Origin of the sequence: Parabacteroides sp. 20_3 (assembly GCF_964238835.1) — a bacterium.
GTDB lineage: Bacteria > Bacteroidota > Bacteroidia > Bacteroidales > Tannerellaceae > Parabacteroides > Parabacteroides distasonis.
The window spans coordinates 158,786-179,874 of record NZ_CAXSNO010000005.1; the positions used below are offsets into that span (position 1 = coordinate 158,786).

Annotated in this window: 21 protein-coding genes; 2 read left to right on the forward strand and 19 right to left on the reverse strand. The window is 43.0% G+C overall.

All coding sequences use genetic code 11. From position 1 onward, the window contains the following. Window positions 1–4: 4 nt before the first annotated feature. The 18 genes from ACESPU_RS11975 to ACESPU_RS12060 all read right to left on the reverse strand — a co-directional run bounded on the left by ACESPU_RS11975 (window position 5) and on the right by ACESPU_RS12060 (window position 20,021). On the reverse strand, window positions 5–1,723 hold the full coding sequence (locus ACESPU_RS11975) for a prenyltransferase/squalene oxidase repeat-containing protein (protein WP_057326014.1): 1,719 nt from the start codon (window positions 1,721–1,723) through the stop codon (window positions 5–7). Next, window positions 1,720–2,592 (reverse strand): hypothetical protein, encoded by an 873-nt coding sequence (locus ACESPU_RS11980; protein WP_158532562.1) that lies wholly within the window; start codon window positions 2,590–2,592, stop codon window positions 1,720–1,722. The genes ACESPU_RS11975 and ACESPU_RS11980 overlap by 4 nt, the downstream gene beginning before the upstream one ends. Window positions 2,593–2,605: 13 nt before the next feature. Next, window positions 2,606–4,162, reverse strand: a complete 1,557-nt coding sequence (locus ACESPU_RS11985; protein ID WP_158532561.1) for a polyprenyl synthetase family protein — start codon at window positions 4,160–4,162, stop codon at window positions 2,606–2,608. A 13-nt stretch (window positions 4,163–4,175) separates the two neighbouring features. Next, entirely contained in the window at window positions 4,176–5,393 is a 1,218-nt protein-coding gene (locus ACESPU_RS11990) for a radical SAM protein (RefSeq protein WP_158532560.1), read from the reverse strand. Continuing rightward, complete coding sequence (locus ACESPU_RS11995) at window positions 5,390–6,109, reverse strand: ferredoxin family protein (RefSeq protein ID WP_227154213.1); 720 nt, start codon at window positions 6,107–6,109, stop codon at window positions 5,390–5,392. The genes ACESPU_RS11990 and ACESPU_RS11995 overlap by 4 nt, the downstream gene beginning before the upstream one ends. A 169-nt stretch (window positions 6,110–6,278) precedes the next feature. Beyond that, window positions 6,279–6,677 (reverse strand): hypothetical protein, encoded by a 399-nt coding sequence (locus tag ACESPU_RS12000; RefSeq protein ID WP_005866829.1) that lies wholly within the window; start codon window positions 6,675–6,677, stop codon window positions 6,279–6,281. A 312-nt stretch (window positions 6,678–6,989) separates the two neighbouring features. Beyond that, window positions 6,990–7,745 (reverse strand): LytR/AlgR family response regulator transcription factor, encoded by a 756-nt coding sequence (locus tag ACESPU_RS12005; protein ID WP_373133382.1) that lies wholly within the window; start codon window positions 7,743–7,745, stop codon window positions 6,990–6,992. A 6-nt stretch (window positions 7,746–7,751) separates the two neighbouring features. Continuing rightward, window positions 7,752–8,771, reverse strand: coding sequence for a sensor histidine kinase (locus tag ACESPU_RS12010; protein ID WP_005866824.1), 1,020 nt, complete (start codon window positions 8,769–8,771; stop codon window positions 7,752–7,754). Window positions 8,772–8,880: 109 nt separating this feature from the next. Beyond that, a complete protein-coding gene (locus ACESPU_RS12015; protein WP_005866823.1) occupies window positions 8,881–10,428 on the reverse strand; it encodes a lytic transglycosylase domain-containing protein in 1,548 nt (515 codons plus the stop codon). Between the two features lie 5 nt (window positions 10,429–10,433). Continuing rightward, window positions 10,434–11,144 (reverse strand): DUF5683 domain-containing protein, encoded by a 711-nt coding sequence (locus ACESPU_RS12020; RefSeq protein WP_005866821.1) that lies wholly within the window; start codon window positions 11,142–11,144, stop codon window positions 10,434–10,436. Continuing rightward, a complete protein-coding gene (locus ACESPU_RS12025) occupies window positions 11,141–12,028 on the reverse strand; it encodes a ParB/RepB/Spo0J family partition protein (RefSeq protein ID WP_008773872.1) in 888 nt (295 codons plus the stop codon). Before ACESPU_RS12025 ends, ACESPU_RS12020 begins: the two co-directional genes overlap by 4 nt. Beyond that, the gene (locus ACESPU_RS12030) at window positions 12,016–12,795 is read right to left on the reverse strand and encodes a ParA family protein (protein WP_005861254.1); all 780 of its coding nucleotides are present in this window, start codon (window positions 12,793–12,795) and stop codon (window positions 12,016–12,018) included. Before ACESPU_RS12030 ends, ACESPU_RS12025 begins: the two co-directional genes overlap by 13 nt. 196 nt (window positions 12,796–12,991) lie before the next feature. Beyond that, the gene (locus ACESPU_RS12035; RefSeq protein WP_005866817.1) at window positions 12,992–13,411 is read right to left on the reverse strand and encodes a DUF6575 domain-containing protein; all 420 of its coding nucleotides are present in this window, start codon (window positions 13,409–13,411) and stop codon (window positions 12,992–12,994) included. Between the two features lie 78 nt (window positions 13,412–13,489). Next, on the reverse strand, window positions 13,490–13,636 hold the full coding sequence (locus ACESPU_RS12040) for a hypothetical protein (protein ID WP_226766666.1): 147 nt from the start codon (window positions 13,634–13,636) through the stop codon (window positions 13,490–13,492). Window positions 13,637–14,491: 855 nt separating this feature from the next. After that, complete coding sequence (locus tag ACESPU_RS12045; RefSeq protein ID WP_057326018.1) at window positions 14,492–17,854, reverse strand: DUF6383 domain-containing protein; 3,363 nt, start codon at window positions 17,852–17,854, stop codon at window positions 14,492–14,494. Between the two features lie 690 nt (window positions 17,855–18,544). Next, window positions 18,545–19,297: a biotin--[acetyl-CoA-carboxylase] ligase gene (locus ACESPU_RS12050; RefSeq protein ID WP_158532559.1), complete on the reverse strand. Its 753-nt coding sequence runs from the start codon at window positions 19,295–19,297 to the stop codon at window positions 18,545–18,547. After that, entirely contained in the window at window positions 19,284–19,643 is a 360-nt protein-coding gene (locus ACESPU_RS12055; protein WP_005866809.1) for an MmcQ/YjbR family DNA-binding protein, read from the reverse strand. Before ACESPU_RS12055 ends, ACESPU_RS12050 begins: the two co-directional genes overlap by 14 nt. A 12-nt stretch (window positions 19,644–19,655) precedes the next feature. Then, window positions 19,656–20,021: a YraN family protein gene (locus tag ACESPU_RS12060; protein ID WP_008773876.1), complete on the reverse strand. Its 366-nt coding sequence runs from the start codon at window positions 20,019–20,021 to the stop codon at window positions 19,656–19,658. 69 nt (window positions 20,022–20,090) lie between these two features. On the opposite strand from ACESPU_RS12060, the gene ACESPU_RS12065 reads away from it, so the two are divergent. Together ACESPU_RS12065 and ACESPU_RS12070 are read left to right on the forward strand one after the other, a co-directional pair. Next, on the forward strand, window positions 20,091–20,318 hold the full coding sequence (locus ACESPU_RS12065; protein ID WP_005861242.1) for a hypothetical protein: 228 nt from the start codon (window positions 20,091–20,093) through the stop codon (window positions 20,316–20,318). Next, on the forward strand, window positions 20,315–20,755 hold the full coding sequence (locus ACESPU_RS12070) for a nucleoside deaminase (RefSeq protein ID WP_005866805.1): 441 nt from the start codon (window positions 20,315–20,317) through the stop codon (window positions 20,753–20,755). The genes ACESPU_RS12065 and ACESPU_RS12070 overlap by 4 nt, the downstream gene beginning before the upstream one ends. Before the next feature lie 3 nt (window positions 20,756–20,758). Here the strand turns inward: ACESPU_RS12070 and ACESPU_RS12075 are convergent, their stop codons facing one another. Then, window positions 20,759–21,037, reverse strand: a complete 279-nt coding sequence (locus tag ACESPU_RS12075) for a DUF4834 family protein (protein ID WP_008773877.1) — start codon at window positions 21,035–21,037, stop codon at window positions 20,759–20,761. Window positions 21,038–21,089: the final 52 nt, after the last annotated feature.

Below are 21,089 nucleotides of genomic sequence, written 5' to 3' on the forward strand. Positions count from 1 at the left end.
TATCTTATTTTATTCGTTGTTTCAACTTCTTCAGCGCATTCAGCACAAATGTGTGATTATACAATTCCTCCGAATACCAAAGACGGGCAAAATAAAGCCCTATAGGTTCGGGACGGAACAATAGCCCGCTTTGATACATACCATATAAATAATCAAAGCCTCGTTCCATCGATTTAAGATCACTTTCGGGATAAGAAGCCAAGGCACTTAACGCACGGGCTGTCAAAGTGATTTTTGAGGCAACCTTGGGAGCACCTCCCCATCCCCCATCCTCATCCTGAGAAGCTAAAAGATACCGGAGACCATTCTCCGCCAACTTCCGAGCCAATGGATTCCGGGAAGTCGACAAATATTCCACCGCCATCGCCGTACCATAAACAGGAGAACGCTCATCCTTCGCATCTTGGTCTCCAAACCATAAAGGAGTCCATGAACCATCCGATGACTGAATCTTCCACATCCAACCCAATAACCGACGGATACTCCTCCGGCATTTAACCCTCAATTCCTTAGGGAGCGCATCCAGCCAAAGCTCGAAAGCCAAAAGTGAATGCGCAGAGATATCGGGACTACTCCGGTCGAAAGGGAGTTTTCCCCAACCTTTACAAAAAGTAGGCATTCCCCCATCCTCATTTTGCAAAGCTAAAAGCCACTCCACACCTTTACCTACTTCCTCGCTATAAGTCCCGCCAGTTAAGACATGCAAAGCGACCAGCGCACCGGAAGTATCATCCGCATCAGGCACAGACCCGGGAAGATCACTCCATCCCCAACCACCTTCCTTGGCACCCGTAAAAGGATGCCTAAACGCAAAAGCATTCCGCTTTATCCGTTCAATAAAAAAAGTTTTATCCTCCAAGTCTTCCCCTAATGCTTTTATACTTAAAGAGGTAACCCAGCAAGACAAATCCGTATCAATCGGCCAAGTGCCATCCGGACGAACCGTTTTTATCAAGAACTGAGCGGCCTTTTGTGTTACCGCATGTTCCCGGAAACCGGCCCCACTCATACACATACTAACAAAAGCGGTCAATGGGGCAGCTTCCAGAAAACCACCATGACTGGGTTGCAACTTCTCTAATACACGTAAGGATTTCCCTATAAACGACTCTCGAACAGATGATAAAAAATCCCGTTTTCCCTTTTCATAACGAAGGATTCCCACCGCTATTAAGGCAGGTATCGCATAACTAACGACCGGTAATCGCAGAAAGCGAAACAGCCGTTGAGGTAACACGGAAAGCTCGAAAGGCAATTGCGGGATACGATCCCAATGTGTAATAACTCCCGCCAACGCACACATAACTAAAATAGGAACGGAGAAAGTCAAGTCTTTTCCATAATAAGAGAGAACCCCCTGTACGATATCCTCATCCGTATTCCCTCCTAAACGTTCCTTCAAATAGGTTTCTGTCTCATGAGGCGGTATATCCACCGCATATAAAGAAGCATACGAAAGCAGGGTAGCTGTCATATTAGAAGGGCTTTCCACGCTATCCCCCCAAGAACCATCCGCACGCATCGTTTTCTTCAACCATCCGGCTCCCTTCCTTATATATGGCTCATACGTATCCGAGTCGATTTGATATAAAGCAAAAATAGCGACAGATGTCGAGATTGCGCTTGAAGATAAACACCCCCTCCAGATTCCATCGGACGACCGTTTCTGTAAAAGTTGCCGGGTAATGTCCGCTATCATTTCATTTACCTGTTCTGTTCTCATAACGCTCCTAATGCCAATAATCCATAAAACACATACTCCACATCACTACTATCTTCCAGCAGTGTCGCCGAGAAACCACCCGAATCCAACCAATGAGCCTCAATAAAATCATGAACTGGCCTAACGGGTCGTATATCATAGCATCCCATAAGAAAAAGGGTCGTAGCCGTAGAAAGAAGATCCGGAACAGGAGCTCCTCGTCCAGCTTTGAAACCACCGGTCTCATCCTGCGTATCCCGTAAATAAAAAAGATCGTCGATCGGCTTATAGCCCTCCAATTGCCCGATAATCGCAAGGGCTGCGACCGTAGCGTTTGTCGTAGCGACCTCCCGATCCCGCAAATTCGAGTAGCCTCCTCCTTTTACACGATAAGACCTTAGCTTTTCCAAGACGGCCTTTTTTTCGTTTTCCTTATTTTGTGTATCTTCCAATAAAGACATCCAAATAAACCGGGTATAAGGAGACCATATGTCATCATGAGGCAGGTCCATAAAAGAAGTAAAACTCCTAATCGGCATCGGACGCATTGCCCCCAATAGAAAACGGAACTTTCCCTCTTTCATCAACCGATGTAGCAATACACAACGCATATAGGCTGCGTAATGAACCAAATCCAACGACATTACAGGCTGCTTTTCCAAATAAGATCTCCTTTTCTCCATACTCAAATCAATGCCCAATACGTATGACAGAAGCCAGCCGAACGAAGTATAGTACAAATCAACCTCTCCACTTTTGTTTACGAAAGTATCCCCCTCGGTCTTCTGGGATTCGACAAAGCACGATAAACGCAGAAGGGCCTCACTTCCCAACCGCTTTTTCCCTCCGTAAAGGGTATGCATCAATCTTGTTGATATTGTAGTTTTCATCTCAAACAGTCATTTATTTCAAGATTCGTTCGGTTACCCGGAAAAGAAGTCGTTTTAACTCCACATTCTTGATCTCATGCAAAGCTGTCAACGCAGCTTGATGATATGTATCTGCCATCTGCCCGACCCGTTCAAGAGTCGTTCGCAAAAGCGGCTTATTCTCCGAACGGCCTAAGAAAGCCTTCAAATTCTCACATTCCAAAAGGGAATGCGTAAATACAGGTTCCGGATTTTGCTCACAAAGCACGGCTAATACGGCAGAGGGCCTTAACGCTACCGGCCGGTCATCCTTAAAATCCTCTATATCATCCAATAACTGATATGCGATACCCAATGCCCGGGAATACTGATGAAAGATCCGACGAAGCACCTCGTCATCACCTGCGCAGATCAATCCTAATACCAAGGATACCTCGAAGGCAGGGACCGTCTTATTACAGAATATTTCCAATACCCAATCCAATGTCAAAGGGCGAGGGGAAACGCTCCATTCCAGTTCCATTCCTTGTCCTTTACAAAGCGCTATATGCGCATCAGCAGCCACCGCTGTTAGTGCTCTCGCATCACACTGAGATAAAAGCCGATAGCCTTCACCCAATAAGATATCACCGACATTAATCGCTATAGGCACACCATACAAAGCATTTATCGTTGGTTTACCGTACCGCTCCTTATCATTATCTTGTATGTCATCATGCACTAAAGAGGCTTTATGGAAACATTCCACCGCAATAGCGGCCCGCTGTACATCGTCCGGAACCTCAGCCTCCCCGGTCAAAGCCAGATAAGTAGCCGCCAATAAATAAGGACGCCATCGCTTGCCTTCACCGCCCATCCATTCTAAGGCGACCGAAGAGGTTTGGTCTTTAGCCGGAGAGAAATGGCCTGCTAAATTCTCTTTCGAGAACCATCTTTTCAAATCCGCTCGTAATCCATCATAATCCAACAGCCTAGCCTTATTATCCGAGCGCATCCCCATCATACGAATCACATATTCATAATCAACATGGGTATCCTTACATCCGGACGTATTTAGGGGTATAGCCAAGCCCGGAACAGCATTACTGATAAGCAAGGGAAAAGCTTTTTCCAAGGAATCCAAGCAACTTACCCCGATCACTGAATCAACTACCCGATTCTGTATCAAGCCTACCACGGAAGTAAAACCTTCTGCGACAATACTCATTATGCCCAGACTTTCCGCTTTATCTTGAAGATCGGGAATCGAACAATGACTACATCGATGGCATAAAAGACCTAATTCATCAATTTCCGCCTGGCATTTAGCAGAATTACTCAAACACTTAGGTAGTAGTAATACACGTCTCTCATAGGGAATGGAAGCGACCGTTTCCTTCCATACTTGATTATGGATCTCTACCATCAGCCACCCTCTTACCTCTACGTCTAGTGCATACTCACGAATCAATTGATCCGCGAAGTTCGACAAATCGTCCAAGGACAGTGGGGGCTGGATCGTTAAATCGTCCACAAATGCTTGAATTCGATTACGCAATTCATCCCGTTCAGCATAAGATGCCGGTATGTTATGTATCAGTTTGTTTTCCATGCGTACTCAAAGATTAACCGTAAGCTCCAAATCCAAAAAAGTATTTCTTCTTCAAGAGTCTGTAAAAAACATTCTGCTCAGGAATCTCCTCCCCTTCCATATCATGACCGGGAACCGGGTTCATTTTCTGATATTCCTCCCTTACCGTACCCCGAGTCGTAGTATCTATCGCACCCTGTTGTTCCAAGAATCTCCACATTTTTCCGGGATCTTCCAAAAGGATACAGCCCCTGGATGTCTCGGCTGTCATTTTCCGCAGATCCGCCAAAAACCTTGAATCACGGAATAGCTCCACCAAGTTTGAGGCATCCCCATTAATAAAGTCCCTAGCCATCTGTAAAGGCGGGCAAAACTCGACCGCCCCCGACGGAGATATATGATGGCTCATACCCGTCGCCGCCGGACATAGGGCTTTTCCCTTATCATCCCAATAAGTATCGATAATAAACAAGGGCGCATCCCTCCGTTGCTCGACAATAAACCGACGGAAATCCCTAATTTGCTCCTTAGTCAACGCATTCTCCACATTAGGAACCGCTCCCACCGGACGATAGATATAATACCACAAATAGAGCGCACCCTCCCTAGCCATCCGTTCGATATGGGCCCGACTCACCAAATCCTCATAATTACTCCGGCATATACTGGCAGCTACACCGAAAATCAAACGGGCTTTCCGACAGGCACGCACTCCACGGATCGTACGATCCAATACACCATCTTTCCCACGGCGGATATCGCTCTCGTCTTTCAATCCTTCGATACTGATCAGAGGAGTAACATTTCCCATCTTTTTTAAGCGAAAGGCCACCTCTTCTGTCAGCAAAGTAGCGTTGGTAAACAATTGGAAGTAGCAGTCCGAATGTTTCTCCATGGTTTCCAACAGACCTTTATACATCAAAGGCTCTCCTCCCAGTATCCCGAAAAAATAAGAACCTTGTCTTTTACTTTCGGTTATAATACCATTCAATTGGGTTATAGAGAGGGCTTTCCTGCCACCGGCAGAGACCCAACAACCGCTACAACTCAAATTACAACTCTCCGTGATGGATATCATCACGAATGCGGGGAAAAACGGAGCGCCTAATGCTTGTCGCTTCTCAAATGCGGCCATGTTCCGAAAATTACGCCAACCGAAATTGTACATGAACTTCCATATCAGACGAGGCGAACATTCCTTGAATATCCGTGAAGAGGTCCTTGCAGTCGCTATGTATTCGTTAAATCTCATTGATTATCTTTTTTCAAGAAAGAGACACCGGCTCTTCGTTGTGCCAAACGTGCCCGAAGTGTATCCGCATAAACCGTTTTCGCATCGATGGAAACCGCCAATTCCTCATCCTTCAAACCCCCATTGATCGGAGATTTCTCATATTTGGGAAATATAATCGCTTTATTCGGGCACATCCGGGCACAAGCCGGACAATTATTCTTACAATTCTGGGGCTGTTTTACAGTTACGACACCGTCTTCTATCGTATAAACACCGAACAGGCAGAAGTCATGGCATTTACCGCAGTCCGTACAACGTTCTTTATCCAATGTAGGATACCAAGCATCGACACCAATCTTGACCGGAAAAGAAGATACCGACTGGCGAATAACCTCCTCTTCCTCCATTTCTACGGGACTAACCTCATATGCGAATCCGAAAGAATCCAAAATCGCTTCCATACCCTCATTCCGGATATCCAATACACGAGAAGTTTCCATTCCCACGGAAGCGAAAAGGGAACGGATCGCCCTCGGATAGCAAGCGATAATCGTGGATGAGGCGACATCCGGCAAATCCGATGTTCTCTCCCTCACTTTCTCACATAGATCAGGCTCTACTACCACATCATATCCTTCTTGCCTTAAAAAGGCCGCCACCTTTACCACTTTCTCCTTATCTATAAAAGAGCGGGAGGCACAAGTACAAATCGTAACTCTATTATTATATAGCATTTCCATCAAGTATTATTATTCGTCTTTCGCAATATTACAAACAATATCCAAACACTAGTACAGCATCCGGCGCAAGGCGAAAAATTGAGTACTTATCACGAAAAAAGGCGATTTCCGTACCATACAGAAACCGCCTTCTTGTCAACATCACATCAAGCTAAGGTTACACTCATTTATTATCAGCCAAGTAAATATCCGTAAATGTCACAGCGCCAGTTAATCGGTTATTATTATTAGTAACATTCAACAATGTGACATACTTACGATACTGATTATCGCTCAAAGCACTTTTCATCAATTTCAGATTTCCATAAACAGCTTTCTGCAATCGCTCCTCCTGACGTTTCGTGTCTCTACTCAAGCTTTCCTTTTGTTGTCCTTTAAAATATTCATTAATGTCATATACCTCATCCATCTGAGATGGGGTCAAATCCAAGTAAGAACTTAATTTGCCGAACTCTACCGCAAACGGTTCTTTATTACCATTTTCATTCACACATTGCGCTTTCGCAAAACTTACTGTAGCACTAATACCTAAAATCGCTACTGCCATAAATAACTTTCTCATAATACCTAAAATTTACCTATTAAAAAATCAATAACATAACAAAACAACCAACCAATCCTAATCAAGATAGCCTAAACATTCTTTCGACTTCAGACCAATCCTTTTACCAAACCATTAACCTATTCTATAGTATGATAACTTTGAGAAATATCAACTTACATATCATCAATACATCTCTTTGTTTCTGTTACAAAGATGGTGAATTATATAATAGATAGTTTCTAGTTTATGACGAAAGGGAAAAAAACGGGATTCAACACGAAAACAGCAAAAAAATGCCGATTCTTAATGAACCGGCATTGATATTAAGTACTATTCTTGACTGACTATCCAAGACTTAAACTCGGATGCTTTATTTTTACTAATATAAATTCGCTCAGGGACTTCTATATCGAGAGTGACTAATAAACGGCTATCAAACCAAATCGTAATATCCTTTACACTGTCACGGGAAATTATAAACTGTTTATTCGCACGAATAAACTCCGCCGGATTCAACGAAGATATAATTTGTTCCAATGTTTTAGCATACGGATACGAACCTCCATTCCTTAAATAAATATAAGTATTCTTATCCGCCGTATAGAAACAAGATACCTCATTCAAACCAATAGGCAATAGTTTATCCTTGACAGGTATCAACAATTTATCCTTATATTTCGGGCTTAAAGACAATTGCGTTAATTGAGATAAATAGTGTAAGACATCCTGTTGGTTCCATCTACTGAATTTCTCTAATGAGTGGTTTAGTTCCTCTGGTTTTACGGGTTTTAATAGATAGTCTATACTATTCACCTTAAACGCATCAATCGCATACTGGTCGTACGCTGTCGTAAAAATAATCGGAGTCTCCACCTCTATCTGATCAAAGATCGCGAAAGCGGAACCATCCGACAAATGAATATCCATAAATAGCAAATCCGGTTTCGGATTGGCTTGCAGCCAACGAACCGTTTGCCGGACACTCTCCGTATTCCCCATTATCTCTATGGAAGAATCCAAGCTCAGTATCATATCTGCCAAATTCTCATAGGCGGCAGTCTCGTCTTCTACGATCAATATTTTCATATAGCATTATTTTAAAGGAAGATAGACCTTGAACATTTGTTCATCTGATTCTACCCTTATTTGTTTATCCATTAACAGTAAAAAACGGTTTTCCAAATTCTTTAGTCCAGTCCCATTTGTATCGGGAGGTGTCAACTTTGGATAAATAGGGTTCGTAACGACTAATTCCATTCGCTCATTCAACTCTATCCGTATATCCATTCGATGATCACTATCAATAATATTATGTACGGTAGCATTCTCCACCAAAGGAAGCAAAGAAAGAACCGGTATCCGCAAATTCCACTTATCTTCGGGAATGTCGATCGTAAAAGTCAGCTTATTGGCAAAACGCACCTCCATCACATGGCGGAAAGCCTCAATGAACATCAATTCCTCTTTCAAGGCAACCAACCCTCTTTTATCACTCTGTAAGATATAACGGAAAATATCAGATAACTTTGTCACATAAGATAACGTATGCTCATCGTTCTTTTTCCGGATCAAGGAGGAGATCCCATTCAAGGCATTGAAAAAGAAATGAGGATTTATTTGGTTAGCCAAAGCATCGCACCGACTCTGCAAACTCTCGATGCGCAACTTCTCTATCTCTTGCTCTTTTTCCCGTTGCTTGGTGAAAAGCATCGATATATATCCGATAAAGGTACACAACAGACAAGTAACAAAGAACTGGAAAATCAAGATACTTCCCATGCAATCCGTCTTACGAGTACAAAATGAGATCCCGAAAGATATCGTCGCATAAAACAGATAAGCGATAAAGGAAAACAAGAAATTCTTCCATAACCGTTTCGTAAACAATGATGTCTGGAGCTTACCCAGATTATAGCGAAGCAACAGATAGATGAACGTCAAGAAAAATAGAAAACGATACGTGAAAAACGCAAAGAACCCAAAGTACTCGGACTTGCTCAGAAAACTCAACTCCCAAGGTATCCACGCAATATTCGTATAGATAATAAAGATTGCGCTAATCAAGCTGACCAGCGGGAGCTTACGTGAAATAGATGTCTCAAATGAACTCATAAATATCCTATAGTTTTTCAAAATACAAAGTAACATCAATTTTTCACGACTTCTCTCATTGTTTGAAGCAAAACGAAAAAAAGAAGATTGAAAACGAAAAAGCAACCTACTATCCGACAGGAATCTTTAATACCTGACCCGGACGTATATCAGGACTGGACAAACCATTCGCTTTCTGTAAAGCCGCCGTACTAACCCCCGGATACTTTTTCGAGATAGAATACAAGGAATCTCCGGATCGTACCTTGTAAGACACAAAGCCTTTCTGGTCCGTGGCAGATGAGGGCTGGGTTATCTTTTTAGCCGAGGCTGAAGCGGTAGAAGACCTCTCCGCAGGTTTCGCTGTCGTTTTAGTCGAAGCCGAGGCAAAAGCGACACCCCCATTATCTACATATAATCTTAACCGTTTTCCTTTCGCTACCCGGTTGGAGCCTAGCCCGTTCCATTTACGGATATCTTTCGCTGTCACTCCATAGCGATTAGCGATCGTATAAAGATTCTCACCACTCAATACCACGTGGGTGATTTTTTCCCGGGTCGCACCACTTGGTAAAGAGCCATTAGAGTTATTCGCGGAAATGCAATTCGCCAACAGTTCCTCGATCCGATGCGTATAGACCGTATCTTCTTTATCAATAAAAGCATAGGTTTCTGCCGCAGGTAGTTTCAAGACCGAAGGGCGGGTATTACCCGGAACGATGTCTCTTTTATATTGTGGATTTAACGCACGCAACGTCTCAATATCTACTTGCAATAGATCCGATACTTGCTGCAAATGTAGGGCATTATTCACCATGACCGTATCCGTGGCTAGCGGCAAGCTGGTTTGCATCGGACAGATGTTATGCTCGCAATAATAATTCATGACGTAATTGGCGGCGATAAATAAGGGGACGTATGAACGAGTCTCTTTCGGTAAATAAGGGAAGATATCCCAGAAGTCCGTCTTGCCCCCCGAACGACGAATCGCTTTATTCACGTTGCCCGGCCCACAGTTATAAGATGCCAACACTAAATTCCAATCCCCATAGATAGCGTACATATCCTTGAAATACTTACAAGCGGCCTCGGTCGCTTTCAAGGGGTCCCGGCGCTCGTCCACCAAGCTATTAATCTCCAAGCCATAGCTCTTACCCGTAGGAAGCATGAATTGCCATAAACCACAAGCGCCCACTCGAGAGAGGGCTACCGGATTCAAGGCACTTTCCACGACGGCGAGATATTTCAATTCAATAGGCAGGCCATGCTCATCCAACACCTGCTCGATTATCGGAAAATAAAAGTCCGCCATCCCCAGCATATAACGCACTAAATTTCGTTTACGCTCCGCATATAAGTCAATACAATCACGCACTATATTATTATAGGGCAAAGCGATCACGCTGGGAAGCCTAGACAGGCGGTCGATATAGACCGAATCCGGGAAATAGACATTCTCGTCGTCATCATGGCAAAAGTCCTCTCTTTTTGAGAAATATTGCACATGCCAAGTACGGAGCAAACTATCCACGTTCGCATCCAAGCTTTCCGGAATCAATCCGACCTCAGACTCCAGCGAGCTTAAGGTATCTTTTTCCTCAATTCGGGTCTCTTCCTGCGCATAGACCAATGAGACCAAACAATTTAAACAAATGAGTGCTAGCAGGTATCTTTTCATGTATATCAGAATTTTAGACTGCAATTCAATCCGTAAGTACGAGGCGTGACACTCGTCTTCGGACTAACAACCGGCTCCAAATGCAAGGATAAATCCGGTGATATATCAAAATCGAATAACTGGGCATCCACGTAGGCATCCACGATACTCAACGCATACACCCCGACCGTAATAATTATACTCAAGTCTCTATATCGACGAAAATAATCCTTCTGTCTTTTCAATTGATCCTTGAAATTTGAATTATTAATCGCATCCTCAGGAGCCATGGAAGTCAAGTCTTGCCAACTTTTACTCCAAGCATCCGGATTTTCCAGATTCTTAGCGGCATCATACATGATATCCTTATAAGCCGTCGAATAATCCTTATAGTTCTTGTTGTTCCAAGTCACGGCATACATACATCCCATCAAGCCACCGTAAACGATCGGTAATTTCCAATATTTCCGGTTATAGATCTGTCCCAGACCCGGAACCAAGGCGAACAAGACCGCTTTTGTCGGATTCGGCTTAAAAGCCAGCTTCATCTTCACTTCCGGTACGCCCACCGAATCGGCCGCCATCAAGACGGCTTGCACGGTAGAATCCGGGGCAGCTACCTCCACGGAATCGGAAACTATAGCAGGAACGGCTTTCTCCGTCTTATCCTCCTGTGCGTTACCCATCCCGGCATAGCACATGAATCCGATCAAAAGGAGTATGATTCGATTTCTCATTTCAATTTATCCAGTAACCCGATCAATTGCTCCAACTCTTCTTCCGTGGCGAAAGGAATCGTAATTTTACCTTTTCCCTTCTCATTGCAAGTCAACTGGACTTTCGTATTGAAGTAACGGGACAAATGATCTTTCAGCAATTTAAACTCTTCCGGAAGTATCGGCTTACGATCCGATTTTTTCTTTTCCGGCAATTCCGGTTGTATTCCCTCGGCTATATTACGCACCATCTCCTCCACGTTACGAACGGAGAGTCCTTGAGCCAATATCTGCTCATATAAAGCTAATTGAACCTCCGGATCATCCACCGGGATCAATGCCCGGGCATGTCCCATATCGATCTTCTTGTCCTTCAATCCTACTTGGATCTCGGCGGGAAGTTTCAACAAACGAAGGTAATTGGCGATCGTTGCACGCTTCTTTCCAACCCTTTCGCTCAACCCCTCTTGGGTCAAGCCGTAATTATCGATTAATTTTTGATAAGCTAACGCAATTTCGATAGAGTTCAAGTCCTCTCGTTGGATATTCTCTATCAAAGCCATCTCCACCACGTTCTCGTCGGCCGCCGTCTTAATATAAGCGGGAATACGCTCCAAACCTGCTTTAAGCGACGCACGATAACGGCGTTCACCAGAGATGATCATATATTGCTCGGGGCCGATTTCCTTCAACGTAATCGGCTGTATCACGCCTAACGAGCGGATAGAGGTAGCCAACTCCTCCAAGGTCTCTTCCTCAAAGACAGATCGAGGTTGCTCCGGATTAGGCTGGATCTTGCTTAACTCGATCTCACTAATAGACGATGAACCACCTGTCTTCAGGTCATCCATCGTAATTAACGCGTCTAATCCACGGCCTAACGCCGATCTTTTTAATGCTGCCATAATCCTTTATTTTTTTCAACAATCTCCTGTGCCAACTGCATATGGTTGATAGATCCTTTCGAATCCGCGTCATACAATAAGACAGGTTTACCGTAACTGGAAGCCTCGCTCAACTTCACGTTTCGTTGGATCACGGTAGTAAATACCAAATCGCGGAACGGACGTTTCACTTCCTCATAAATCTGGTTCGCCAAACGCAGGCGGGAATCATACATAGTCAAGAGGAATCCCTCTATCTCCAGCGCCGGGTTCAGCTTTGATTTGATAATCTTGATCGTGTTCAACAGCTTACTGATACCTTCCAAGGCGAAATACTCGCATTGTACCGGGATAATCACCGAATCGGCGGCTGTCAAGGCATTCACGGTTATCAATCCCAAAGAAGGAGAGCAGTCGATCAGGATAAAATCGTACTTCTCTTTCAGCGGTGTTAATATCTGCTTCAATATCCGTTCACGATTCTCCAAGTTTAGCATCTCGATCTCCGCTCCCACCAAATCGATATGAGAGGGGATGATATCCAGTCCTTCCACTTCAGTCTGTGTGATAGCGCCACTCGCGTCCTCACCGTTCACCAGACATTCATAGATAGAAAGTTCTACATTACGTATGTCCACACCCAGACCGGATGAGGCATTCGCCTGCGGATCAGCGTCTACGACCAGCACCTTTTTCTCAAGAGCGGCCAATGACGCAGCCAGATTAATCGTGGTGGTTGTCTTCCCGACTCCACCTTTCTGATTTGCTAAAGCGATAATCTTTCCCATACTATACCTAATTAATTCGAGGGCAAAACTAAACATTAAAAACTGAACCAAACAGGGTTCAATCAAAACAATGCTTGTTTTGTTGATAAATCGCCCTAACTGTTGATAACTCGCAAATATAAGCAGAATAAATCAAATAGAGGGTTATAAGGCTGGTATATAGGTGTTTTTTTGGAAATGATAACGAAGTTTTAAGTTACATACAGACCCATCCCATCCTTCGGGCAATGTCTTGGAATATATTTTTATCGCAGGAAGGAACCTTTATCGTATAGATCTCAGACCGTGATTCCACATGAAAATATCCCTTTTCCGGAAGCCTTTCCTCCGGCAAGGCCTTTCCCTCAAAAGACTGTAGCTCATAATGATTATCATTATAAGACACATTGAAATATTCATTGTCATTCTCCGGATTCAGATAAAGAGTCCTTAAATCGATCCTTCCTCCCAAATAATCATCCAGCCTAGAGGATGAAATCTTAATACCCGTATACCTGCATCCAGCCCCATCATCGAAAAGCAGGCATAAGTATTGCGTACCAAAAGAATCTTTAGCCACAAGGATTTGAGGCACACCATAAAACTCTAGGATCCTATCTAAAAACAAATTAGTCATAACATCATTACCTTTGCCTTATTTACATCAAAACAATAAGATCGCCACCAAGAATAATGAGCCACACCGAATGTCTTTTTAATCATGCCATCTTCTTTGCGAGAAGAAATCCAATGATTTCACAGGATCTCCTTCCGCAATTCTATAAAATACCCCACTACACGCCATAGCATCCGAAGGTGGACATAAGTCCGGTAGCTCCTCAAACCATTTCCTTTCTTCCATGATATCGCAAATATAAGCAGAATAAACAATATACCATATCAAGAATCCCATAAATATGACTAACGAGAAACCATAGCTAAACCACGTTTACCATTTTGACAATTTGTAATATCAAGTCCCGGAGAATCGATTTTTCCGGGCTGATGGACAGTTCATTCTCAAATACGAGAAAAAATTTCAGCAATCATTTACATGACAGCGTCTTATCGAAAAACGGCCTTTCATTCTAGCGGAATTCATTCATTGTAATTCATATTTAGTGGGTTGCTTGAGGGGGGTTATGGGGTTAGAACTGGGTCGTAACAAGGTTATGATGCCCATCCACAAGTATCAACAACCCTATTCTTGACTATTCACGATGCCCATCGGCACTACCGGCGTTGCCCAACGCGACCTATCGCATAGGCTTTCACCACTTATCACGTACAAAAAGGGGGCTTTTTCAATGAAAAATGCCGTTTACAGTCATCCAGCCTCTGCTATTTTACGCTCTCCACCGAAAAGGGATGTCACACATATAGACATTTATCTATCAAAAAGAAAGAATAACAGGGCAGTAGAGCCTAGAACCTGCACGAGTAGTCCTTACAATCCACGCCGGTAGTCGCATATGACAACACCGATACTCACACAAGGTGCTCATGAGAAAAGTATCTTAGTTTCATCGCCCCATACGCCTAAGATACTTCGCCAATGAACTTAGGATACTTGCTCAATGAAACTAAGATACCTTGTTTTTGTATTTAAATATGAAACACTCGTAGGGGAACGCACAAAAGCCCCGCCGAAGTACATCGACGGGGCTCTATCTTATGAACTGTGTCTTTCCTTACGGAAATTCGATCAGTTTTCTACTTATTTAACGATTGTCTTAACAGCCTCTTCACCCTCAACAGCTACAGCTACGATACCAGCAGGTACAGCGATAGTTGCGTTGTCTGAAGTAAGAACTGTCTCAGCAACAACCTTACCTAAGATGTTAGTGATAACTACTGACTTACCAGCAGCGCCTTGAACAGTTACAGTACCGTTGCCAGCTACTACAGATACACCTTCTACAGCTACTTCGTCGTTAGAAGTTACCATATCTCCCTTAGAAGCCTCTGGGTCTACATTGAATACCAACGCTGCATCACCACCGGTCTTAGAAGAGTTGAAATCAGAATCGCCGCGAGTTAATACCAAGCAACCATTTTGCATCTTCAACCAAGCTGCATACTTAGGAGCGATCGCATTTTCCAAGCCATGAACATTTCCTAAAGGAACATTTCCATTTACAGAGGTCTCAGGGCTATCTGAGTAAACATTCGACTCAAACATGAACGCATTAGCTTCGCCCTCTTCTGTCACACTCGCTGCCTTGTCCGGATCTACATAACGGAAAGACCACGTTACATTCTTGTGTTGATCACCTTGTAAGTTTACGATATAAGCACCATCGATCTTAGCAGCTTTGTAAGACTTAATAATCTCATCAATATTCAAATCCGCCGGTTTCATATTCTTGAACTCGTTCACCAAGATATACAAGCTATCACCGGAATGAATTGCCTTAACGAAACCTACGCGAGTATAACCATTCTTAATATCCATGTATGGTTTATCCTTATCTGCTCTAGCTGAGTCCGCAAAGCTTACCAAGTATTTACCATAAGCGAAACCTGCACGTCCCGGCTTAGCATGCTGGCAATGCCATTTATCAGTCTTATGAGCGTTGCCATTCTCATCGATATAGAAGTGTTTGTCATCAGCCTCATCACAAGGAATCGTCTCAATAGCACCTTGATCATCACGTGCTACAGAAATCAAGTATTGAGGCTTAACATTGCCTGCGCCACGGTTCAACCATGCGGTATCAATACGCATAGCCAACTTACCATTCGCTTTATCCTTGTTCCAGATACCTAAATAATCAACAACGCCATTTTTATCCTCAAAGTTAGCATTGGTCTCATCCATCAAGTATTCATGACGATATCTCTCCACGAATGCCAAGCTATCTGCGCCATCATTCACGTTCTCGCCAAGAACCGCCTTATTGAAACGACGATATAAAGGAGCATCGCTAGGCTCTACCGTGAATGAAGAAGTTCTGGACTCATTCAATAATTGAACTTTCAAACCAGCAGTCATACCATCATCAGCGATACCAACTTTTGCTGTTGTTGTATTCAAATCATTAATATAAGCTTTTGTTCCATTCCAATTAGACTCTAGGATCGCATAATAATGCTTTCCGCTAAAGTGGTTATTCTCTTTGAAGAAGAATGTATCAACCTCGGCTGTAGTTCCTACATTCTTAGCACCCATCGCATACTTGCTACCATAAGCCTTAACTAATTTAGCATCTTTATTTTTAGCGATCACATAGTTTGTTCTCTCCAATTGAGCCAATCCCGGGATCTTCTTCAACAAAGCTGCATCTACATCAATACCATACTTAGCTGTAGAGCCTTCAGTCAAGGTATATTCGTTAGCAGCCTCCTTCACGTAAATCAAAGAATCTTTGTCTGCACCGTTAGCGATCCAATAATCTTGAGTGAACGGATTCAAATAGTTGAACTTATACTTATTAACGATCAACTCGTTCTTAGCAAGATACTTATAACCCAACTTCTTATCCTTGATTATGGCAGAGTCCGTGATCTGGACAAAAGTAACCCCATCCAAAAGATCATAAGAAGCATCGATCTCATTTTTGTCATTCAATCTCAATTGAACATTGTTATAAGTCTCTAAGAACTCACGGTTAACCACCTTAATCGGAGATGTAGCCTGAGAAGCTTCCGAGTTCAAAGTCTTCGTGATTACCCATTGATAAGCTGGCATGTGCATAGGATCTTGCTCATCCAAAGTAACCCACTCAACCTTGTTGTTACCTACGTTATCATTCTCATGAATAGGAGCAGCCAGAACTTGTCCCTTAGCGTTCTTAATGATATACAAACCGTTAGCAATAGATGTCTTGTCACTTGCAGCATTGCAACCCTTCAAGCCAAAACCGATATGTGTATTGATTGGTCTAGCACCGATTGTCGCAATTCTGTCAGCTACCGTAAAGTTCTGCAACTTAACGAACAATTGAGAAGGAGCAACTGCATCACCAGGCATCTCAGCTACAGCGTTATTATCTAAATTAACGTCAGTATCAGAAACTCCTACATACTTAGAACCATAGTTCTTAATATCTGTTACATCTTTCCAATATTTTTCGGCATTCTTTTCATTCTTATAACGAACCTGCTTTACTTGGATAAACAAGCTATCTGTAGAAGGTTTGTAAGAGAACAAGAACTTATGTTGATTAGCCAACGTTGAATTCTCTACATCTTTGTTCGGCTCTTTTTCAGCATTTGTCCAGCCAAACTTCAAGAATTGGATACCTACACCATTAGCAGCGGTATCAACTTTCAAATAAGAGTTCTCATTCTCTTTATCTGTCACATAAACGAAATTGTGATCAGCAGCAAGACCACCCTTTAGTTCTTTTGCGACAAACGCTTTAGTCGTAAACGGGTTTACGTCAGCATTAGCATCCTGATTGAAATTAAGAACATTCTTATTATCTTTCAAATAAGCGTTAATCTCATCTGCACTCAACACGTAAGTACCTGCGTCGTACACAGTAAACTTTACAGCATCAGTTAAACCTCTAGCTTCACTAGCTAAAACTTTCTTAGCTTTTAACACACCATTATCTTCCAACAAGATAAGAACATAGTCAGCCTCTTGATAAGTAAACATCGGTTGATTTTTCTCCAACACTTCCTTGTAAGTTCTAGCAAAAGCCCAACCGCCGTAAGTTTCACCAACTTGAAGAGCCCCAGAAGTAGCGTTTACCGCCAAGCCCTGAACATCAGCCTCATTGATCGCCAAAAATTCACCTGTAGCTTTGTTCACGAAGTCATAGATAGGCTCTTTACCTTGACCTTGCTCCGTAATCGTAATACACCACAATGAATTCAGTAAATTGTAATTGGAAGCTTTGACAACATACTTGCCATTCTCTATAGCAAGGACACCGTTTGTCGTGTTGCCTGTAGCGGTGCTGGTTACTCTTAATTGATACAAACCGCTTAACGCAGCTTTATCCAATTTTGATACCATAAAAGCATCCGCACCATTGTTAACGCCAGTCAAATCTGCCGCATTCGCAGTAGTGAATGCTGAAGCTAAAAGTAAGCTAGCGCACAAAAAAGTAGAAAACTTTTTGTTCATAATTAAATAATTTAATATTAATACTAAAGTGTAATAAGCTCATTCATTGGGCTGCCTTCACAAAACCATAATACTGACAGCCGACTTTATCTATCATTTGCAAAGGTACGCGTTTCTTCGATTCGCGCAAATCTTCCCTATTATTTTTTTGTCATCCTACACGCTTTCTTATCAATCAAATAGGCTATTCATTACGAAATAGCGGATTATAACCACGAACTACCCATCCCTTACCTATATCCCCCACTCCATAAAAGCCATTCTCGAACCAAGGCCAAGCATAATAATCCCTCAACCACCAATCAATATAAATTAATGTACACGTACATTATTATTCATGTTATAAAGATTACTTCCACTGGAATTACCGTATCTTGAAAGGATACAAAGTACTATTTACCTCCCCATAGGATATATAATAAGTGCCAAAGGATATATACTTCCCCAACCAAGTAAGTATAACTGCTCCCAAAATCCTCGCCCGTTACCGAGCCTTCCTCACACACCCAATCCCAATACACATCATCCCAATCAGACCTACGTCAAAAGCCTCATCCTTCAAATTCGTTCATTTTTTGTGATCACTCAAACGACTAACATGAAAAGAGATTCTATAAACGAGCTACTTAGAAGGAAAGAAGAACGTAGGAGAAAGCCCTCGCAAAAATCCCAGATTCGCGCCCGAAGAGGTCACTTACAATAAGAAACCTCCTTAAAAGCATAGCGACGGATGCTTCCATCCCGTAACACTAGCAAAAGATGCCCGGTTGATTCAATATCATGGATACAGGCCTCGAATTCTCCCGCCTCATCCCTATAGGCATGATAGCCCTCCCTTCTATACAACGCAGATTGATAGCGGATACGAATATCCTCGTATTCCTCTTGGAGAAGAGATAAATAATAGCGATAGAATACAGAGAGGAAACGGTCCAAAACCTCTTCTCGATCTACTTCCTTACCGATTATTTGAAACAAAGAAACAGGATTCGGAGCATCTCCCCGAAACACCGCTTGATTCAAGTTTATGCCGATCCCGATGATGGAGCAATATAGATTATGCCCTGATAGATCGTTCTCGATCAACATTCCGCAAATCTTCTTATCTTTCCAATAAATATCATTCGGCCATTTCACTGTGACATGATCCGTATATAAGTCTAACGTCTCTTTCACGCTCAAGGCCGCTATTTGAGAAATCAAGAATTGGCGATTTGCCGGGATGCACGTAGGGTACAGGACTGTACTAAACATCAAGTTCTTTCCCGCCTCAGACTCCCAGACATTCCCGATCTGCCCACGTCCGGCTGTCTGGAAATCAGCGACAACTACACTTCCTTCCGGAAGAGATTCTTTGATGATCAACTCACGAAGCAGGCTATTCGTAGAAGTGGTTTCCACCACACGCAAGATGCGGGGAGATTCATTATCAGTGCTCATCATTATAAATCTCCCTTATATTTTTTGGTAGTTTAGCGATCACCTCCCGGTAAGAGTGGAAGATCCAACGTTTAACCTCCTCGTCCTCCATATCCCGATCCAGATAAATGCTATTCCAGTATTTCTTATTAAAATGATAAGCCGGCTCAACCGCCGTATACCGTTCCCGTAACTCTTCCACATAGTCTGTACTGCATTTCAAGGAGACATGAGGCTCCTCCGCATCCAAAGGAAGCAGCAGGAACATCTTATTCTCTACCTTAAAGACCAGCGATACCTCATCGAACGGGAAACACTCGATGGTATTCTTCAAGGAAAGGCAGTATTCACGTACTTCTTCTATATTCATAACTTTTATCTTTTAACGGCAAGGAGCATAGAAAGCATCTTCGATATGGTCGATCAGGAAACCCGTCTCTTTCTTGATCAATGTCACGATATCAAAACGGACTGGTAAGTCTATATTAAAATAACGGACATAGGCATCCGCAGCGGCGACAATCCTCCGAATCTTCTTGGTGTCTACCGCATCTTCCGGTGAAAGCAAAAAATCCTCAGAGCGTGTCTTCACCTCCACCACGATTAACTCATCTTCCTTGACAGCGATAATATCCAGTTCATAATGATGCCAATGCCAATTGGTATGCAACACGTTATATCCATGTTTTACCAGATAGGCACGAGCCTCAGACTCACCTTCCCGACCCATATCGTTCTGTCTTGCCATCGCATTAATTTGCACAAATATAGCCATTTTCTTTGTTATTCGGCTATTCACTCGTACATTTGCAAATGTATGAAAGAAGAACGTAAATATTCATCGGCTCACCCCAATCATCCGAGGGTACACAAAGTGACCTTTATGCTGAATGACGAAGAGCATAAAGCGGTAAAACGTTACCTTTCACGCTACAAGATCGAGAATAAGTCCCGTTGGTACCGAGAGACGATCCTTTCTCACATCCTCAAGACCTTGGAGGAGGATTATCCGACTCTTTTCAACGAAAATGAGATGAGAAGATGAATCCTTTCAATGACGAATATTTCATGAAGCAAGCGTTGGTGGAAGCTCGTGCGGCAGCGTCCGAGGGTGAGGTTCCCGTAGGAGCTGTTATCATCTGCAACAACCAGATCATAGCGAGGGCGCATAATCAAACCGAATGCTTGAACGACGTGACCGCACATGCCGAGATGTTGGCGATTACGGCCGCCGCCGGAGTCTTAGGAGCGAAATACCTAACAAATTGTAGTCTATACGTAACCGTGGAACCCTGCATAATGTGTGCCGGCGCGATCGGATGGGCACAATTAAGCACGATCGTATACGGGGCATCCGATGATAAAAGAGGTTTCTCCAAATTCGCCCCTCAAGCCTTCCATCCGAAAGCGATTATCAAAAAAGGTATCCTTGAAAAAGAGTGCGCGGAAGAAATGCAGCGTTTCTTCAAGCAAAGACGCTAAGCTCTATTTAACTTCCTCGTAATCCACATACTCCCCTTCATCCTTGGCGAATATCTTCTTACGGTGCACATAAGGTGTACGATCATCATCATCGTCCCGGGCGGTAGTAGTCGTAGAACGATGTCCGGAAGTATTGCTATTTGTTTGACGACGTTGTTCTCCCTTACGAGTGTTGTTTCCGCTACCAAAAAAGATGTTCTTAAAGGTACGCAAGATGGAGAAACCCATCAGAAACACCAACAGGATAAAGAAAAAGAATATTACAAACAAAAACTTAAACATAATCCGATACTTAAATGATTCTTTACTATCACAAACACAAAGATAAGAATTC

Excerpts from the sequence above, each read along its gene's own strand:
- ACESPU_RS12040 (WP_226766666.1), bottom strand. The coding sequence starts at position 13,636 with ATGGAAGAAAGGAAATGGTTTGAGGAGCTACCGGACTTATGTCCACCT.
- ACESPU_RS12055 (WP_005866809.1), bottom strand. The coding sequence starts at position 19,643 with ATGAATATAGAAGAAGTACGTGAATACTGCCTTTCCTTGAAGAATACC.
- ACESPU_RS12075 (WP_008773877.1), bottom strand. The coding sequence starts at position 21,037 with ATGTTTAAGTTTTTGTTTGTAATATTCTTTTTCTTTATCCTGTTGGTG.
- ACESPU_RS12060 (WP_008773876.1), bottom strand. The coding sequence starts at position 20,021 with ATGGCAAGACAGAACGATATGGGTCGGGAAGGTGAGTCTGAGGCTCGT.
- ACESPU_RS11985 (WP_158532561.1), bottom strand. The coding sequence starts at position 4,162 with ATGGAAAACAAACTGATACATAACATACCGGCATCTTATGCTGAACGG.
- ACESPU_RS12025 (WP_008773872.1), bottom strand. The coding sequence starts at position 12,028 with ATGGCAGCATTAAAAAGATCGGCGTTAGGCCGTGGATTAGACGCGTTA.
- ACESPU_RS12065 (WP_005861242.1), top strand. The coding sequence starts at position 20,091 with ATGAAAGAAGAACGTAAATATTCATCGGCTCACCCCAATCATCCGAGG.
- ACESPU_RS11980 (WP_158532562.1), bottom strand. The coding sequence starts at position 2,592 with ATGAAAACTACAATATCAACAAGATTGATGCATACCCTTTACGGAGGG.
- ACESPU_RS12045 (WP_057326018.1), bottom strand. The coding sequence starts at position 17,854 with ATGAACAAAAAGTTTTCTACTTTTTTGTGCGCTAGCTTACTTTTAGCT.
- ACESPU_RS12050 (WP_158532559.1), bottom strand. The coding sequence starts at position 19,297 with ATGATGAGCACTGATAATGAATCTCCCCGCATCTTGCGTGTGGTGGAA.
- ACESPU_RS11995 (WP_227154213.1), bottom strand. The coding sequence starts at position 6,109 with ATGCTATATAATAATAGAGTTACGATTTGTACTTGTGCCTCCCGCTCT.
- ACESPU_RS12015 (WP_005866823.1), bottom strand. The coding sequence starts at position 10,428 with ATGAAAAGATACCTGCTAGCACTCATTTGTTTAAATTGTTTGGTCTCA.
- ACESPU_RS12030 (WP_005861254.1), bottom strand. The coding sequence starts at position 12,795 with ATGGGAAAGATTATCGCTTTAGCAAATCAGAAAGGTGGAGTCGGGAAG.
- ACESPU_RS12005 (WP_373133382.1), bottom strand. The coding sequence starts at position 7,745 with ATGAAAATATTGATCGTAGAAGACGAGACTGCCGCCTATGAGAATTTG.
- ACESPU_RS12000 (WP_005866829.1), bottom strand. The coding sequence starts at position 6,677 with ATGAGAAAGTTATTTATGGCAGTAGCGATTTTAGGTATTAGTGCTACA.
- ACESPU_RS11990 (WP_158532560.1), bottom strand. The coding sequence starts at position 5,393 with ATGAGATTTAACGAATACATAGCGACTGCAAGGACCTCTTCACGGATA.
- ACESPU_RS11975 (WP_057326014.1), bottom strand. The coding sequence starts at position 1,723 with ATGAGAACAGAACAGGTAAATGAAATGATAGCGGACATTACCCGGCAA.
- ACESPU_RS12020 (WP_005866821.1), bottom strand. The coding sequence starts at position 11,144 with ATGAGAAATCGAATCATACTCCTTTTGATCGGATTCATGTGCTATGCC.
- ACESPU_RS12035 (WP_005866817.1), bottom strand. The coding sequence starts at position 13,411 with ATGACTAATTTGTTTTTAGATAGGATCCTAGAGTTTTATGGTGTGCCT.
- ACESPU_RS12010 (WP_005866824.1), bottom strand. The coding sequence starts at position 8,771 with ATGAGTTCATTTGAGACATCTATTTCACGTAAGCTCCCGCTGGTCAGC.
- ACESPU_RS12070 (WP_005866805.1), top strand. The coding sequence starts at position 20,315 with ATGAATCCTTTCAATGACGAATATTTCATGAAGCAAGCGTTGGTGGAA.